This is a genomic window from Segatella salivae DSM 15606 (genome assembly GCF_000185845.1).
Lineage (GTDB): Bacteria > Bacteroidota > Bacteroidia > Bacteroidales > Bacteroidaceae > Prevotella > Prevotella salivae.
Window position 1 is genome coordinate 1,598,270 of sequence record NZ_GL629647.1, and the last position, 16,480, is coordinate 1,614,749.

At 41.9% G+C, this 16,480-nt stretch carries 10 protein-coding genes and 3 pseudogenes; 6 read left to right on the forward strand and 7 right to left on the reverse strand.

Annotated features, from left to right (window positions below):
* On the forward strand, window positions 1-260 hold a 260-nt coding region (locus HMPREF9420_RS06595), incomplete at its 5' end, for a hypothetical protein (protein WP_007134739.1).
* A 138-nt stretch (window positions 261-398) separates the two neighbouring features.
* Here the strand turns inward: HMPREF9420_RS06595 and HMPREF9420_RS06600 are convergent.
* From HMPREF9420_RS06600 to HMPREF9420_RS06610, 3 genes are all read right to left on the reverse strand, one after another.
* Entirely contained in the window at window positions 399-1,610 is a 1,212-nt protein-coding gene (locus HMPREF9420_RS06600; protein ID WP_007134740.1) for an SGNH/GDSL hydrolase family protein, read from the reverse strand.
* 213 nt (window positions 1,611-1,823) lie between these two features.
* A complete protein-coding gene (locus tag HMPREF9420_RS06605) occupies window positions 1,824-3,311 on the reverse strand; it encodes a SusD/RagB family nutrient-binding outer membrane lipoprotein (protein WP_007134741.1) in 1,488 nt (495 codons plus the stop codon).
* A 39-nt stretch (window positions 3,312-3,350) separates the two neighbouring features.
* Window positions 3,351-6,521 carry a SusC/RagA family TonB-linked outer membrane protein gene (locus HMPREF9420_RS06610; protein ID WP_007134742.1) on the reverse strand — a complete coding sequence of 1,057 codons (3,171 nt, stop codon included), beginning with the start codon at window positions 6,519-6,521 and terminating at the stop codon, window positions 3,351-3,353.
* A 516-nt stretch (window positions 6,522-7,037) separates the two neighbouring features.
* On the opposite strand from HMPREF9420_RS06610, the gene HMPREF9420_RS13185 reads away from it, so the two are divergent.
* From HMPREF9420_RS13185 to HMPREF9420_RS14200, 4 genes and pseudogenes are all read left to right on the forward strand, one after another.
* The gene (locus HMPREF9420_RS13185; RefSeq protein ID WP_169309695.1) at window positions 7,038-7,244 is read left to right on the forward strand and encodes a lipopolysaccharide modification acyltransferase; all 207 of its coding nucleotides are present in this window, start codon (window positions 7,038-7,040) and stop codon (window positions 7,242-7,244) included.
* A 166-nt stretch (window positions 7,245-7,410) separates the two neighbouring features.
* Window positions 7,411-7,518, forward strand: a pseudogene (locus HMPREF9420_RS13190) (tetrahydrofolate synthase); the annotation flags it as partial.
* 157 nt (window positions 7,519-7,675) lie between these two features.
* Window positions 7,676-7,882 carry a lipopolysaccharide modification acyltransferase gene (locus HMPREF9420_RS13195; RefSeq protein WP_081457437.1) on the forward strand — a complete coding sequence of 69 codons (207 nt, stop codon included), beginning with the start codon at window positions 7,676-7,678 and terminating at the stop codon, window positions 7,880-7,882.
* Between the two features lie 210 nt (window positions 7,883-8,092).
* Window positions 8,093-8,200: pseudogene (locus HMPREF9420_RS14200) on the forward strand (tetrahydrofolate synthase); the annotation flags it as partial.
* 592 nt (window positions 8,201-8,792) lie between these two features.
* Here the strand turns inward: HMPREF9420_RS14200 and HMPREF9420_RS06615 are convergent.
* From HMPREF9420_RS06615 to HMPREF9420_RS06625, 3 genes are read right to left on the reverse strand one after another with little or no spacing between them, the layout of a single operon-like run.
* Complete coding sequence (locus HMPREF9420_RS06615) at window positions 8,793-9,584, reverse strand: hypothetical protein (protein WP_007134748.1); 792 nt, start codon at window positions 9,582-9,584, stop codon at window positions 8,793-8,795.
* Window positions 9,585-9,591: 7 nt separating this feature from the next.
* A complete protein-coding gene (locus HMPREF9420_RS06620; protein ID WP_007134749.1) occupies window positions 9,592-11,211 on the reverse strand; it encodes a RagB/SusD family nutrient uptake outer membrane protein in 1,620 nt (539 codons plus the stop codon).
* Between the two features lie 10 nt (window positions 11,212-11,221).
* Complete coding sequence (locus HMPREF9420_RS06625) at window positions 11,222-14,440, reverse strand: SusC/RagA family TonB-linked outer membrane protein (protein ID WP_007134750.1); 3,219 nt, start codon at window positions 14,438-14,440, stop codon at window positions 11,222-11,224.
* A 651-nt stretch (window positions 14,441-15,091) separates the two neighbouring features.
* Between HMPREF9420_RS06625 and HMPREF9420_RS06630 the strand changes: the two genes are divergently transcribed.
* The gene (locus tag HMPREF9420_RS06630; RefSeq protein WP_007134751.1) at window positions 15,092-15,541 is read left to right on the forward strand and encodes a copper resistance protein NlpE N-terminal domain-containing protein; all 450 of its coding nucleotides are present in this window, start codon (window positions 15,092-15,094) and stop codon (window positions 15,539-15,541) included.
* A gap of 195 nt (window positions 15,542-15,736) precedes the next feature.
* On the opposite strand, the pseudogene HMPREF9420_RS06635 reads toward HMPREF9420_RS06630, so the two are convergent.
* Window positions 15,737-16,480 (reverse strand): annotated as a pseudogene (locus HMPREF9420_RS06635) (S41 family peptidase); the annotation flags it as partial.

The following is a 16,480-nucleotide window of genomic DNA, read 5'->3' on the forward strand; positions in this document are numbered from 1 at the left end:
AGGATATTTATGGCGGTTTGCGCTTAGAAAGCGCAACACCTATGGCGTTGTTCCACGCAAATCATACCCAAACCCAGGGTAGCCTGCACTATCGTTTGGCAACCCTGGGCTATCAAAAGCGCAACACCTACGGCGTTGAAACATTCATTTCATATCATGATTCACATTTCTTCGCGCCTGAATTTATGGTGGATTACGCTGAAAAAATACAACGCTTACAGCGTTGCGAAATGCGTATTGATTTATTATTTATAGCCTAATTCATTGGAATATCAATGAAAACGTATCACAATTGATTTATTAATACAATCCAATAAATTGTTTGTTAATCACCAACGCCGTAGGTGTTGTGCCAAGATTCAAATGGAATTAGCCAGCATTATGAATTAATTCAACTTTTATTTTGCCTTCATTATTACCTCCGCGGCATACTCTCCCATAGCCCGATAGCCTTCAGGGTTAGGATGCAACCAGTCACTTTGCCATTGTTTTTGCAATTGTTCAGGCTCATTAGGGTCACGAAGTAGTTCGTCAAAATCAAGGATTCCATCAACCTTTTCGCGTTGACTTCTTATCCATTGGTTAAGCTTTTGGCGCATTGCTTCATGCGAAACAGAGTAGTATCCGGCACCTTTGAATGGCGAAATTGTACCGAGAAAGACGCGGAGATTACGCTCTTTGGCCTTCCGAATCATCTCTTCATACGACTGAATCAGGTCATTTGTCACCGCCTCTACCTTGTTATTGGACGTTGCTCCAATGTCGTTCACGCCTTCAAAGATGACGACTGTGCGCACACCACGCTGCAAAAGGATGTCGTGATCGAAGCGTTTTCGCGCCATAAAGCCAAAGCCTCCCGTCAAGGTTACACGGTTATTACCAATCCCAAGGTTTAGAATTCCAACGTCAGTAACCCCATGTTTCTTCTGCAAAGACTCCGAAAGGATGTCTGGCCAGCGGTTTTGTGCATTGTTGGTAGAGTTCTTTCCATCGGTGATTGAATTTCCGATGATGGCTATACTCTTAGCCGTGAGGTCGAAAACATCAATTGCTGAGATATTAAACCAATGGTCTTCGCGAAATGCTTTGTCAAAACTTGTCTTTGGTGTAGACACACCTCGCAAGATATAAGAAGTCGTTCGAGAGCCCATGTGCACTGTAGGAATGCGAGGAGCCTTATCATAATTAATGGTGATAGCAAGTCTTTCAAGTGGTTGAAGATCGAAAGTTAGCGCATCACTAAAACGCGATTTACCAGCAGGAATGACGGTGTTGTAATTGCCATTAAACTTGAGATACTTAGCCGAAGAAGGCTCTATGGCACAACTATCGATAGCATGTGCAATGTAAACAGACCGAATTATGAGCGGTTCTCGGGAGAGTTCGTTGCTGAGTTCAAGTCGAAGCTGCTTGCCACCAATAGATACTTTCACAATCTGTCGCACCGAACGTCCCGACATATTGTTGTTATAGGGCATGAAACTCCGCACAACAGGCTGTTGCGCTGTAGCCCAAGTACCCACCCAATGATTACCCGTCACAGCACCTTCTATTTGAGCATGTGTTGTAACAGCTATGAAAAACAAAATTAATCCTACGAATCTTTTCATCTTTTTACCTTGTTGTTATCAGCTTGCAAAAGTAACATAATTTTTTAATTCGTATGTGATTATCATAGATTTATAGTTAGATTTAAGGCATACTTAACAGAAAAGGGACTGGCAAATGCCAGTCCCCACGTGAGAGAGAAATTACAAAGTCCTCGCACGGACATTGCTTTTCTAATATTGAGGGTGTCTTTTCACGACATCATGCAACAGGTTTTATTGCCCACCGGCCCACCAAACATTGTTTGTGTAGATATACATTCCGGCATCATTACCCGTGCCAAAGGCCTTAGCCACATTCGGATTAGACTTCACATCGCTATCACCATAAGGCAAACAAAGTGGCCAACGATTAGCGCCTCCAGCCGTATTATTAGGGTTAGTCATTGCAACTGGGTAACTGCCATCAATGAAACGACAACGCCGAATGTCTGCATAAGTTTCCAATTGTTCGTCACGTGTCTGGGCAATATACTTCTGAATGAGAATCTCTTTCAACGGATTTGCAGTGTAACGAGCCTGAATTGCTGTCAGATAGTCACTGATTTGAGTCGCTGAAATGGTTTGCTCGATAACACTTCCCCCAGCAGCAAAGAAGTCTTTTACAGACGCTTCGACCCCTGCTTTGAAGTTATCTTCAGCATTTTCTCCTAAACGTGCCTTTGCTTCTGCCATGACAAAGTTGAGTTCAGAAAGGCTCATCAAGTGCAAAGATGCAGCACCATTCTCCAAATAAGCAGGCCAATTGACATATTCTGACTCTGCAGCTAAGGCGTCATCTCCTGGATTTGCCACAACATTCTTTCCCCATTTGTTATAGTTATAGATAGGTTCACGGGGGTCATTACGTTCAGTTAGCAACTTCTCTACAGTTGAAGAGCAACCCGTATATTCACGACTTTGTGCATAAGCATACCAAGAGTTGTCGGCTGTTTGACCATTGAAGACAGACATTTCACAGCCTGTAAAACCGCCATCTAAGGCAGCTTGGCCTTCGGAAACCACCTTTTGGAGCTGAGCATTAGTTTTATTCACCCCATAAGTGCGCAGCAAATAGCGTGCTTTTAGTGCGTGAGCAAGTGCTGACCACTTAGCCGCCTTACCACCATAGATAATATCATTTGAGCTAAAGTCATCCGTTCCGCGTGCAAAATTGATTTGAGCGCTGTCGAGAAGTTCAAAGACACGGTCGTAAATCACCTTCTGTTTATCAATCTGTGGGTTAGCCTTTACGAAGCATTCCTTAAAGGGAACGTCTCCATGAAGGTCTGTAAGCGTGGCCCAATTTACGGCTTCCAACGTTTGCGTTACACCCAAAAGATTATATTGTTTGGCATTAACCCCACCCTCTTGACACTTGTTTCGCATCAATTGTAGATTGTGAAGATTGAGATAAGTGCTATTCCACTGGTTATCAAATACCGAACTTCCCGCCACTTCTGAAGTGTTTCGGTGTTCTACCATGCGTAATTGATTGTTGCCAGTACCAAAGAGTTGCTCAGTATAGGAACTCACATACCAGGCATAATTGCCACAAAGTGTGCTATAGATAGTAGAGACTTCAGCTTCCGTTAGTTGGAGTTTGGCATTGATATTGATACCAGGATGCGCTTCGTCTTTATTGATACGGTCCATCATGTCTTCCGAACAAGAAGCCAACATCATAGTAGCGAGAGCCGCACTAAATATATATTTCATTTTCATAATCAATTCTCTTTACGTTAATATCATGTTAATTGGCCCTTAGAATGCAATCTTAAAGCCGCCACCGAAACTTGAACTATTCGGTATTGAGTAACGTTCGAAGTAGCCACTCATATTGCCATTACCTTGTGAACTCTCTGGATCGAGGCCGGGAAGTTTAGCCCAAAGCAAGATGTTGCGAGCGAAACCATAGACTGAAAGATTAATACCGGCAAACTTAGGGAACTGATAACTCAACGTCACATCACGCAGTTTAAGGAAACTTGTGTCAAAGATTCCAGCCTCAGTCACATCATTGTAAGCCATATAATACTGCTGTTTGCTCACTTGAACCGTATTCTTCTGACCAGTAGCCTCATTGATTCCCTCAGCAACCATAGTTCCTTCGTGATATGGAAGCGATGCTTTGGAAGCACCAAAGTAATTCATTGTGAGCAGAGTTCCATTGTACATGCATCCTCCTTTCTGCCAATCCATCGTTGCAGAGAGTGAGAGTTGCTTATAATGTGCACGTAGATTGAAGCCCATATTAAAGTCAGGAGTACACTCACCAAGATTCACACTGGCTGCTGTTCCCTGTGGAAGACCATTGGCATTCAATAGTAATTGTCCATCTTCTGTACGCTTAAAAGCTTTACCATAGATGTTAGGATAGGTGTAACCTGCCTGTGCACGCACCTGAGGTTCAACGAAACCACCGAGCATAATGCTTTCAACACCATCGGCAAGTTTCTTTACCTTGTTGGTAATCTTTGTGAAGTTTACTCCCAAGTCAAGCCCATAATTAGCATGATCTATTACAGAAGCATTCACAGAAAGCTCGTGAGAGAGCGTTGTCATCTGTCCCGCATTCGTGCGAAGTGCCTGATAACCTGTCGTTCCTGCTGTTGGAACGTCGAATATTTGGTTTCTAACATCCTGATAACTCAAGGTATATTCAACCCTAACTCGATTCTTAAAGAGTCCTAAGTCGATACCCGTTTCCCAGTTAGATGTATTCTGTGGCTTAAGGTTTTCATCGAACTTCACATAGTAAGGAGCGTAACCTTTCGCACCGCCGAGAGGGTAACTGATAGGTGTGTAGACATACATTCCACCAGTATATGAAGGAACATACATATAGTTATTATAGAACTGACCAGCTTGACCAACTTGCGCATAAGACAAACGGAGCTTTCCATAAGAGAGCACATGATTCTCTTTTAAAGCTGGAAGTTCTGTAAAGATCCAACCTAATGACACAGAAGGATAGAAGAATGAACGATTACCGCGTGGCATTGTGGATACAACGTCGTTACGACCTGTTACAGTTAAGAACAGCATATCCATCCAAGAGAGAGACATTTGGCCAAAAACTCCGACGGTACGCTCCTGTATATGGTAGTCAGAATGGGCGTCCATAGACGATGTATTGCCTATCGTTGGCTGACCATAAAAGGCTAATCCCGTGCCATCATAATCCCACTTGCGACGATATTGATGGTTAAATTCATTACCAAGTACAAAGCCAAAGTCCCACTCTTCGTTAGCTCCCCACTTGGCAGTAAAGTTTGCTGTGAGCAAGTTATTAAAGATATTATTTTGCGTACCAATGTTTTCCACCTCGCCTTTTGTGTTCTTTGCAGAGCCAACTTCAGCGATTTCAGAATTATTAGAGGTATACATGTCGATACCAGCTTGCTCGCGGAAGACAATCTTATAATTCTTTCCCCAGTTCAATTTCGGGCTAAATTCGGCATAAGCATTACCAAACACGCGGTTCGTATGCTGTGAATACTCGTCATTATCAGCCCACCAATAGGGGTTATTAAAGTTTGTTGCACGGAAAAGTATTTGCGAAGTAGGGTCTCCGGGCTTATGATAGGGCGTACCTTTAAGGTCATATTCTGCTGGAGCGGAATACACTACATTGACTATTCCGCTATTCGCGCCAGGGGCAGACTTAATCTTTACCGAGCTGTAATTAGCCGAAAAGCCTGTCTTCCACTGATCGTTTACCTTCCAATCTACAGCACCACGTGCACCCGTTCTGGTCATTCCGGTTGATGGAATAACACCTTTTTGATAGGTATCACTAACACTAAACGAGTAACTTACATCGTTTTTGCGTTGTGAAATATTGAACGTTGAATTCTGAGTAAAGCCTGTTTTGAAGAAATCTCCTACGTTATCATGCGTCTGAGGCGTAGCCCATCCACTGAGACCAGCAGCTGCATACTTTGGATTATAGTACATTCCAGCATGTGAAGTGAGGTCACCATTGGTGTATTTATTATTCGTATTGCCTCCATAAGTTGCATCATTGGCGAGGTCAGCTATCTTTGGTCCCCACGACATTGAAGTGTTAGGGTTATACTTTGAGAGTGTTGTTCCCTGCGCATATACGTCTTGATGTTCAAACTTTCGACTCAAAGTCTGAGCACTTAAGTCTGTAGAGAAGGTGATAACTGGCTTCGTTGAGCCCTTGCTTCCACGCTTTGTGGTAATCAATATCACACCATTCGAGGCACGGATACCATAGAGTGCAGAGGCTGCTTGGCCTTTCAACACGTTGATAGACTCTATATCATCGGGGTTAAGGTCAATCGTTCTACTGGCATTATCGGCACCCGTTACAGAGGCCTTCGTGTCGAAATCGGGCGTAGAAGAAATGGGCATACCGTCTACAACATAAAGCGGTGTGTTGTTACCATCAAAAGAACGCGCGCCACGGATAACGATTTGAGCCGATGCACCAGGTGCTCCTGATGAGGTTCTAATGTCTACACCCGTCAGCTTCCCTTGCATAGCACTGGCCAAAGAGGATGTTCCTGAAGTGTTTAAGTCCTTAGCATCCAACACCTGTGAAGCGTAACCGAGAGCCTTTTTCTCACGTGTTATACCCATAGCGGTTACTACTACCTCGTCAAGTACCTTGTTGTCAGGGTCTAATTTGATTTTCATTGCACCCGAAACAGAAGCATTCACCGTCTTTGGAAGCATGCCTAAATAGGTCACTACAAGCTTTGTTCCTTCTGGAACATTAAGAGCGAACTTACCATCTACGTCGGTAATCGTTCCCGTTTTGGTTCCCGAAACCTTTACAGAAGCACCAACGATGGGCTCACCATCCTCACCTGAAACCACGGTTCCAGTCACTTGCGTCTGTGCTACAGCCATTCCTATGCTCAGAAACAGCCCTGCAAGAAACATAAAAAGTCTCTTTTCCATAAATTTCTCTCTTTAAATTAAAACATAAAAGTCATCTCTGCACGTAACAAAACTCTATGACTCCCTCTTAAACAATATTAAAATCATTAACGAATGCAAAGTTAATGATTATGCAATATAACACCAAATATTTTGCAGTTTATTTTTCATTTAATTGTATTATTAGGTATTTTAGCTTATTATTTGTTACTTATATACGCATTATATGTATTATTCTAAAAGACGATATTGTATAATAAATGAATAAAACAGAGCTAAAACAAACGCAAACCAATAAATAATTATGTTAAGAAGTAAAAGTTTATGCAATAAAATTAGCGTCTTTTTTCATTCTATTTTTTATTTAGCAAGCTGTGAATTATATGTAAACGGCCTAAAGTGAATATGAGTTGATATAAAGAATTGTGAGATAAAAGTAAATACATCAACATAGATATTCATGTTTTTCAAATGAAGACAGCCGATATTGAGAGTGTTGCCAACAGGCAAAGCCGTAGGTGATATGCCGGTATTCCAATGGATATATCCACAATTTTGTATGTTGTAACGACGCAACGCTGTAAGCGTTGTACGTTTGATAGCTTAGGGTTGACAAGCGAAAGCGAAGTCTACCCTGGGGCATTTGCCGTGAGTGGCAACAACGCTGTAGGCGTTGTACCTTTTATTTATTGGTATTTTATCACGACATTCCTCGCAGAAAACGTACAACACCTACGGCGTTGACCTCCTCACTACATGCATAACCCAGGGTAGGCTGACGCCAACCCTGGGCTATAAAACGTACAACGCCTTCAGCGTTGAACTAATATGGAATTATAAACAGCATCATCTTACACGCTAAAATGACGCAAATCATTTGACGTTTTATTATCAACATTATCGTCACTACAATTGTTTCATTTCGCAACTCGGTACGAGTTGTTCTTTTGATAGCCCGGGGTTGGCGAGGAACGAGCCTACCCCGGGTAAACGTTCGCAAGGGGATTCAACGCCATAGGTGTTGAGCTTTTTATGAGAAAGTATGGGTATAGCAAGGGCATTCATGGCGGATTGCGCTTAGAAAGCGCAACACCTATGGTGTTGAAACGTTCTTTTCATGATATAATTGATGTCAATATACGAATAAATAAATAGCATAATGCGCTAATATTCCAATGAACGCATCCGCCATTATCAATGTTATAACGACGCAACGCTGTAAGCGTTGTACGTTTTATAGCCCAGGGTTGGCGAGCGATAGCGAAGTCTACCCTGGGTCATTTGTTGTGAGTGGCAACAACGCTGTAGGCGTTGTACCTTTTATTCCTCAATATTTTATCATGGCATTCCACACAGAAAAAGCACAACACCTACGGCGTTGACCTCCTCACTACATGCATAACCCAGGGTAGGCTGACGCCAACCCTGGGCTATAACACGTACAACGCCTTCAGCGTTGAACTAATATGGAATTATAAACAGCGTCATCTTACACGCTAAAATGCATCAAATGGTCATGTATTTCGCCGTATTTTACACGATGAAATGACGCAAATCATTTGACGTTTTATTATCAACATTATCGTCACTACAATTGTTTCATTTCGCAACTCGGTACGAGTTGTGCTTTTGATAGCCCAGGGTTGGCGAGGAACGAGCCTACCCCGGGTAAACGTTCGCAAGGAGATTCAACGCCATAGGTGTTGAGCTTTTTATGAGAAAGCATGGGTATAGCAAGGACATTCATGGCGGATTGCGCTTAGAAAGCGCAACACCGATGGCATTGAAACATTCTTTTTATATCATGATTTACATTTTCTCACACTAAAACATATGGTGGATTGCGCTTAGAAAGCGCAACACCGATGGTATTGAAACGTTTATTCCATTACGCGATTAATATCATTTCGCATCACAATCTGCGTCGTTTTATCTGGTATTTTGCATCATTTCATCGCATGATTTGCGGCAAATCACAACGGCCATTCATGCCAACAACGAAATGATGCACTTTACCCCACAAAACAGGGGAAAATGGATTGTAACCCTTCCTTTAACGAATCGATTAAACAATACGCGCATAATACACCTAATTCTAAACTTAATTGCACCCCTTCCCTCAATGATTCGAATAAACAATAGGGGCGAAGGGAAAGAGCAATATAAATGATTTAGCTCTCGAAATGGAATGCCACAAAACAGGAAATGGCAGGAAACAAAACAGGAAATGACACAACAAAAAAAGCGCATCAGCTTTACTGACGCGCTTTCTTTTATCGTTATGCGATGTGATTAGTTGAATTTCAACACATCGGCCCTATTTCCAAATGCACCAGTACCTGGCACTGCATGATATACTTTCAATGAAGCTACGTGCGTAGTAGCATCCATTGTGCCGGCAACTCCACTACCTGAGATGCCATCCGCAGTGAGAGCAGCGTCCCCATTGGCATTACCGCAGATGTAAACATCACCATATCTCGGATGAATCATTGCGCGTTGGCCAGGAATAATGACTGAACCATTGGTCACTTTGAACTCTACATCATAGTCAAAACCATTCTTGTTTGCAGGCAAGAAATAGGTTCCATCAGCGAGTTTATAGGCATCTGTTGTCAACACAAAGCCGCCAAGTACAGACTTATAGGTGATATTTTGTACACCAACTACATTCAAACGACTTACTTGATAGACTATAGATGTCACACGATATTCATAAGCTTGGTCAGCAGCTACAGAGATTGTAGCCGATTCAGTGCTACCACCTGCAACGTTATAGGTTACAGTTACCTTCTTCGTTCCCTCGTTTGCAGCAAACGAAACCGTAGCAGGAACAGAGAACTTACTATTAGAAGACTCCAATTTTACTTCTCCGGCTTGTGTTGAATCAATGCGCTGTACAACGATGTCAAAGCTATTTTCTGATGGGTTTACCACCGTTAAGGAAGTTTTTCCATCAGCCTTTATCGCAGCATTCTTTGTTGACAAGCTTGCGCCTTCATATTCATAAGAGTCACTACAAGCACTGAGTGTGGCTGCAGCAAAGGCAACCAACAAACTCATTTGAAATATTTTATTCTTCATTTTCTGTTTATCTTACAGGTTCATAAAGTCCAGATGGGTCTGGATTATTGGTTGTTAACAACACATCATTATTGTTTCCTTCGTTTCTAACGATACAGAAGTTCATCCAAGCAGGGCGACCATTGGTGTTGTAACGCGCCGTTTCCTTGAAGTTAGTGCCTGTATAAGCACGCTTAACTGAGTAGTTCAGACGCTTGATGTCATAGAAAGTCTGGCCTTCACCCCATAGTTCTACACGCTTTTGGAATACAATTTCTTCGACCACAGCATCCTTTGTAGAAGCTGTTGTGCTATAGTTTGCATCACGATAAGCTCTCATGAAGTTCACCAAGAGCGTCTTTCCTTGAGCTGGATTCTGATGTGCGGCAGCCTCAGCCTCAATGAAATACATTTCTTCTACACGCATAATAGGGAATGAGGTGGCTGCACCAACAGTGTTACTCTTTACATCTCCATTGCCCGGACGGAACTTAAGAGAAGCATATTTGGGTAATTCCTGATCGCCACCCGGCTTATACTGATCATCGCAATAAGTGTTTTGAGCAGCCAAAGCAGACCCATCGGGAGCCTTAAACTCTAACTTACGCCAGTCTGTATCAGACAAACGGTCATACATGTCGCGGCTAATCATAATCACAGGACCACCATAAGAGGTGTAACCCCATTCGGTTTCATTAGACAAGTACGATGTCCAGTTGATGAGTTTAGACTTTACACTTGCATCGTCAGCAGTCTGTGAAGACGCCCACATCCAAGGAGTGCTCTGGTTAAAGCCAGTCTTTGTATCCAAAGATTGCTCCTTTGTCATTGGTGTTGCGTGGCTTTCGTCAATGGCTTTACGTGCATAAATCTGTGCACTATCATACTTTTCAACCCACATATAAAGGCGAGCTTTCAAACCATATACGCAAGCTAAGTTAGGCATAGCCTTGTTACTACTCTTATAATTAGGGATAAGCGTCTCAGCTTTATTTAAGTCTGACTTAATGAACTCAAACATCTTTTCACGCGTAACCCTTGGATTCTTACGAGACTCTTCAATCGTTGTCTTTTCTGTTACAATAGGAACGGTGAGGTTAGTAACGTCTACTCCCTCGGCATTCTTCCCTGAAGGGAACTTCTCATTGGGTAGGAACTCGAACATACGAGCCATATCCAAGTAGCAAAGTGCACGGAAAGCATAACCTAATCCGAGTTGACCTTTCTGAGCATCATTGGCAGATGTCTCATTAATGTTCTTGATAATATTGTTTGCAGAAAGGATAAAACCAGTGTAATAGTTCCATACATACTGCATGTATACATATCTCGGACCCATATTTCTCACACGAGCAAAGCCGTCGAAAGAGTCATAGTTGCTCTGCACTGTAGCCATATCACCCGTCATAACGTCGCGAATATGCATGATACCTCCATAGCCAAAGGTGTAGTGATCGCCTCTTGAGAAGATGGCATTAAACTTTGCTGGCAAAGCATTTACCAAGGCTTCACTTGCTTGAGCATTTCCTTGTATCTGCCCAGCAGTGGCAGTTCCGTTCATTGGTTCAGTCTCTTCAATACATCCAGTGAGCAGGAAGGGAGTAGAAACCAATAGTGTCTTTACTATATTTTTATATAAATTTCTCATAATACAAACATTAGAATGTTACTGTTAAACCACCAGAGACCGTACGAATTGGTGAATAATACTCTGTCGAAACAGCTCCTGTGACACTCTGTCGAGGGTCTAAGCCGCGACGTTTTGCAAATAATGCGAGGTTATCGCCTACGACATAGAAGCGTACATTGGCTACACCAATCTTGCTAACAACTTGTCTTGGCAATGTATAACCAAAGCTTACGTTCTGCAAACTCAAATAAGAAGCACTGGTAAGCCAGCGATCACTCGAAGAAGCGGTATATTGATCATTATACTGAAGACGTGGAATGGAAGAGTTCTTATTGGTTGCACTCCATGCGCCAAGAATGTCTTTGTGGAGGTTTCCACCACGACTTAGCGTCATCATACTTTGATAATTGCCATCAAACACTTGGCCTCCTAACTGATAAGCGAAATCAACCGAGAAGTCAAAGCCCTTCCAAGTGAACGATGTTCCAAAGCCACCATAAGCATCAGGAAGTGCAGTTCCACAAAGATATTCGGTTGCTTCCGAAGGATTCTTCACCGTTGTACGACCTGAAACAATAGGCTGTCCATTGTCATCCAACTTTGGTGTGCCCGCAGCAGTCATCTCATAAGTGTCTTTATAATAAAGGGCCTCACCCGTGTTAGCATCTACTCCTGCATACTTAGGTAACAGATAGGTGTACATAGAGAGGTTCTCTGCATAGAACTTATCACCACTTGTATAACCCTTATAGCCCTCTACGACACGACTTTTGTTTTTATCTGCAAGACGAGTGATGCGGTTGCTATAAGAAGAGAGATTGAATTTAGCAGACCAAACGAAGTCCTTTGTGCGAATGATATCGCCATTAAGTTCGACTTCGATACCCGCATTGCGCATATCTCCGATATTAGAGTAGAAACCAGTCCAGCCATAAGATGGAGGAAGAGCTACCCAAGCGAGCATATCTTTCGTTGTTCTGTAGAAGAAAACAAAGCTTCCTGACAAGCGCTGACGGAACAAAGAGAAATCAAATCCGGTATTAAACATCCCCTGTTTTTCCCAAGAAACATTCTGGTTTCCAAGCTTTCCTGGCAACAAAGCAACGCTTGAGCCCGAAGGAGTAATCGTATAAGTATCAATATAACGATAGCTACCGATGCCATCATTGCCTTGAGAGCCATAAGAAACTTTGAACTTTAACTCATCAACAAACTTCGCATTGAACCATTTCTCCTTTGAGATAATCCAAGCACCACCAAGAGACCAGAAGTTACCCCAACGGTATTTAGGATCAAAAGTAGAGGAAGCATCGCGACGATAAGAAAGTTCTCCGAAGTACTTATCAGCGTAACTATAATTTACTCTGCCGAAATAACCTTCGGTGTTATAGTCAGAACGTGACGAGTTTACATTTTGCATTGTTACAGCACCAGATAGTTCTGTGTAGCTGTTTGAGAACATATTATTCTTTGATCCCACAAGAGCATAGCCGCGAGTACGGTAATATTCATGACCAAGCATAGCGTCTATTTCGTGCAATCCGAATGTACGGTGCCAGTTAAGTAACTGCTGATAGTTGTAAGACCAACGGCGATTGTGTTGTAAATTGGATATACCTTTCGAGCTGGCGAACTGCCCATACCATGGGTTTCGAACGAAAATGTCTCGGTCTTCGTCTAAATATACACTGTTGGTTGACGTGAACTTGAAGTCTTTCAAGAATCTAATCTCGACCGTACCAACGCCATTAAAGGTGTTACCATTAACGTTATTAGTGTTTGCATAGATATCAGAAAGTGGGTTGGCTTGAGCCAAAATAGGACGTGTCAAGCCTGCAAAGCTTCCATCACCATAGTCTAAACGCTGCAAGCCATTACGGCTATCAATCAATATTTTGCCGTCTCCGTCGCGCATATATAAAGGATAGATTGGAGCAAGCTGAAGCAAAGTAAAGAGGTTTCCAGAGTAATTTTCCTTACCATCATCACTAACTTGGTTGTTATCATAATGCGCATAGTTCATGTTTACGGCTATCTTCATCCAAGGTTTAACCTGATAGTCGGCCTTCAAACGGCTTGTAAAGCGCTTCATACTTGAGCCCGCCGTGATACCTTTCATATTTAGATAGTTGGCAGAAGCATAGAAAGTAGACTTATCTGTGCTACCCGTTGCAGAGACAGTATACTCTTGGCGGAGTGCATTGCGATAGGTTGCATTAATCCAATTGTCTGGACGGAGCAGATACTTCTCTCCCTTATAGGTAACCACATTACCCAAAGTGGCACGTGGATTCAATTTACCATTGCTACCAATAAGCATATCTCCTGTCGGAACGGTATAGACATTGTAGCCCAAACCATAGTCAGAAGAATCTGTAAGATGTCCGTTTGCAAACTGGAATGCCTGCAAATCCGTCATATTCTGCTTGTCGCGAGCATAATTATAAAGTCCTTTGTACCATGTTTCATAGTAACCTGCTGGGCTATTTATATAGTCATAATTGCGAAGCGCACGAGAGTTTACACCCCACTTAGCATCAACTGTCACCGTTGCATGATTGGTTCTACCAACCTTTGTGGTAATCAAGATGACACCATTTGCACCTCTTGATCCGTAAAGTGCAGCTGAAGCAGCGTCCTTAAGCACTGTAATGTCAGCAATATCTTGGGGATTTATCGTATTCAAATCACCGTCGAAAGGAGATCCATCGACTACATACAGCGGAGATTGTCCACTACTTATAGAGCTAATACCACGGATTCGAATAGATGAAGTCTGTCCCGGCTGGCCTGAACTCTGTTGCATCTGAACACCAGATACCTTACCTTTCAAGGCCTCTACAGGGCTTGCAACCTGTACTTTGCTAATATCATCAGACTTAACTGTTGCTGCAGAACCTGTAAAAGCAGACTTTTTCTGAGTTCCATAAGCAACAACCATCACCTCTTCCAAGGTCTTGTTGTCGCCTTCCAAGGTGACTTTCATATTTGGTCCGGCTTTCACTGTCTTGCTTTGCATGCCGATATACGAAATCTCTAAACGCGAACCGGCTGGTGTAGAAAGCGAGAACTTACCATCGGTATCAGTCACTGTACCCGTATTTGTGCCCAAAACCTTAATTGAAGCACCAATAATAGGCTCACCATCTTCACCAGAGACAACTGTACCTGAAACCTGTGTTTGTGCCAAAGCCATTCCAACACTGAGGAAAAGGCCTACCAAAAACATCATTAGTCTTTTTTCCATAAAATCTCTCTCTTTAAGTTATAATTAATTATTTGTTTGTTTTCTTATCCTTATACCTTATTATATATAGTACGTATATAATCTAAAACTACCCCACACAGATAGCGTCAGCGTCACAAAAGGTACGTATTCCGAACCTTGTAACTATTTTTTCTTAACCAAAAGAATTATTAGACACAACCCTTTTTCTCGTAGTCTCTTCTATTAATTAACTTTTATAAAAGTATATTTATGGTTACAAAATTAAGAAATGTTTAGATTACTTCCAAACGTTTTCTGCAAAAAGTTACTTTTAAGTGCTACTTTTAACATAATTAGTTCCGTTTTCTTATGTTTTCGTTACAAATTAAAAGTGATAAAGTTCCAAATCGTTAAATCACAAGAGACAAACAGATGAGAAAGTGGATAGACGCACAGGTAGACACGAAACAAATCATAAAACTCGCCTCTAAAACCTAAAAATAAGAGCCAATAGACACCAAACAAAAACGGGAAAAAAGGGAAAAGAATCGTTAAAAGATAGGGGTTAATGATAAAAGAGAAAGAGAAAGTAAAACGTTTTAACCAATTTTACCACACAATCTGAAACAACTAATCATGTAATTCCTTATATTTGCACCCGATATTTAATTATTAACAAACACAAGAGTTATGAAGAATTTAAGAAATGTAATGTTGCTTTTTGCTGCAAGTGCAGCGATGATAGCATGCCAAAACAATGGTAAGACTGCTGCAAATGCAGCTGGTAATGACTCAGCTGCAACCGATACAGTTGCTGTTGATACTTTTGTTTACGAGGGAGAAATCCCTGGTGCTGACGCAAGTTCAGTATACACATTGAAACTCGCCAATGATTCTACTGATGGTTTCGCACTACACATCCAATCTTCAAAAGCCCAAGCAAAGCCTGAAGACTATACAGGTAAGAAGGTTGTTGAAACAAAGAAGGTTGATGGTAAAGACGTAACAGTTTATAAGTTCGCTTTAGGCAAGGACACAACTTACTTCAAAGTTGTTAACGACTCTACGCTTCGCATGGTTAACGACCAAGCAGAAGAGGCAGCTTCTAAGCTCAGCTACGACTTGAAGTTGAAGAAATAAGCACGCTGAATAAAGCAAATTAAAAAGAAGCGGAGGTGCTCTGACAGCATCTCCGCTTTTATTTTATTCTACCCTTAAAGGCTATTTATGATTTTCTTCAAGGCTATTTATGCCTTCCTTCAAGGCTATTTATGATATCCTTCAAGCCACTTTAGACAATGATATGACTGCCATCGGCGAACAATTCAAACTTTTCTACTTACGATTTCGGCTCACTACACTTTTTGAAACCACACGAGGCGCAAGCAGTTCTTTATATTCTTTGGAGTCATCCAATAGCTTTTCAGCCGCCTTTACCTGCTTATCATGTTTCAAAGTATATTCAATTGTGCCGCGCTGATAATAGTAAATACCGATTATATCGCTTGCCAATGCCTGCATAATTCGCTCACGATTATAATCTAAATCCTTAGCAACATTATGCTTTAACTTGCTTTCTATTGCATCAAATTCAGGCTTTGCATCATCATAATAACCTTCAAACTTAGCCGTTTTCACAAGCTCTTTCAAGATCTTTTCACTCACACCATCATATTTAAAGCCACTTTTCAGCACGTGTTGCTTAAAGGCTTCGTAGTCAGCATTGGTGAGTTCAAACTTCGATGGATTGTCAATTGTGGGATGTTTTGCCACATAGTCAATCACGAAATCAAGCACTGTTTCCGTCGAATCAATCACCGACATCAGGTAAGACTGAATATTTGACGCCGTATCGGGCTTGATTTCAATATCTGGTTTGATACCACCGCCATCACGAACTTCACGTCCATGCAACGTATGGAATACCTTACTGAGCGAATCGGGCACGTGTTCTGTCGAACCAACTCGGTCGTGTCGGTAGTTAATTGCTTGTATACAACGACCACTTGGAATGTAATATTTATGTGTCGTTAGCTTCATCTTTCCATTATATGGCAAGTCAATCGTTGTCTGAACAAG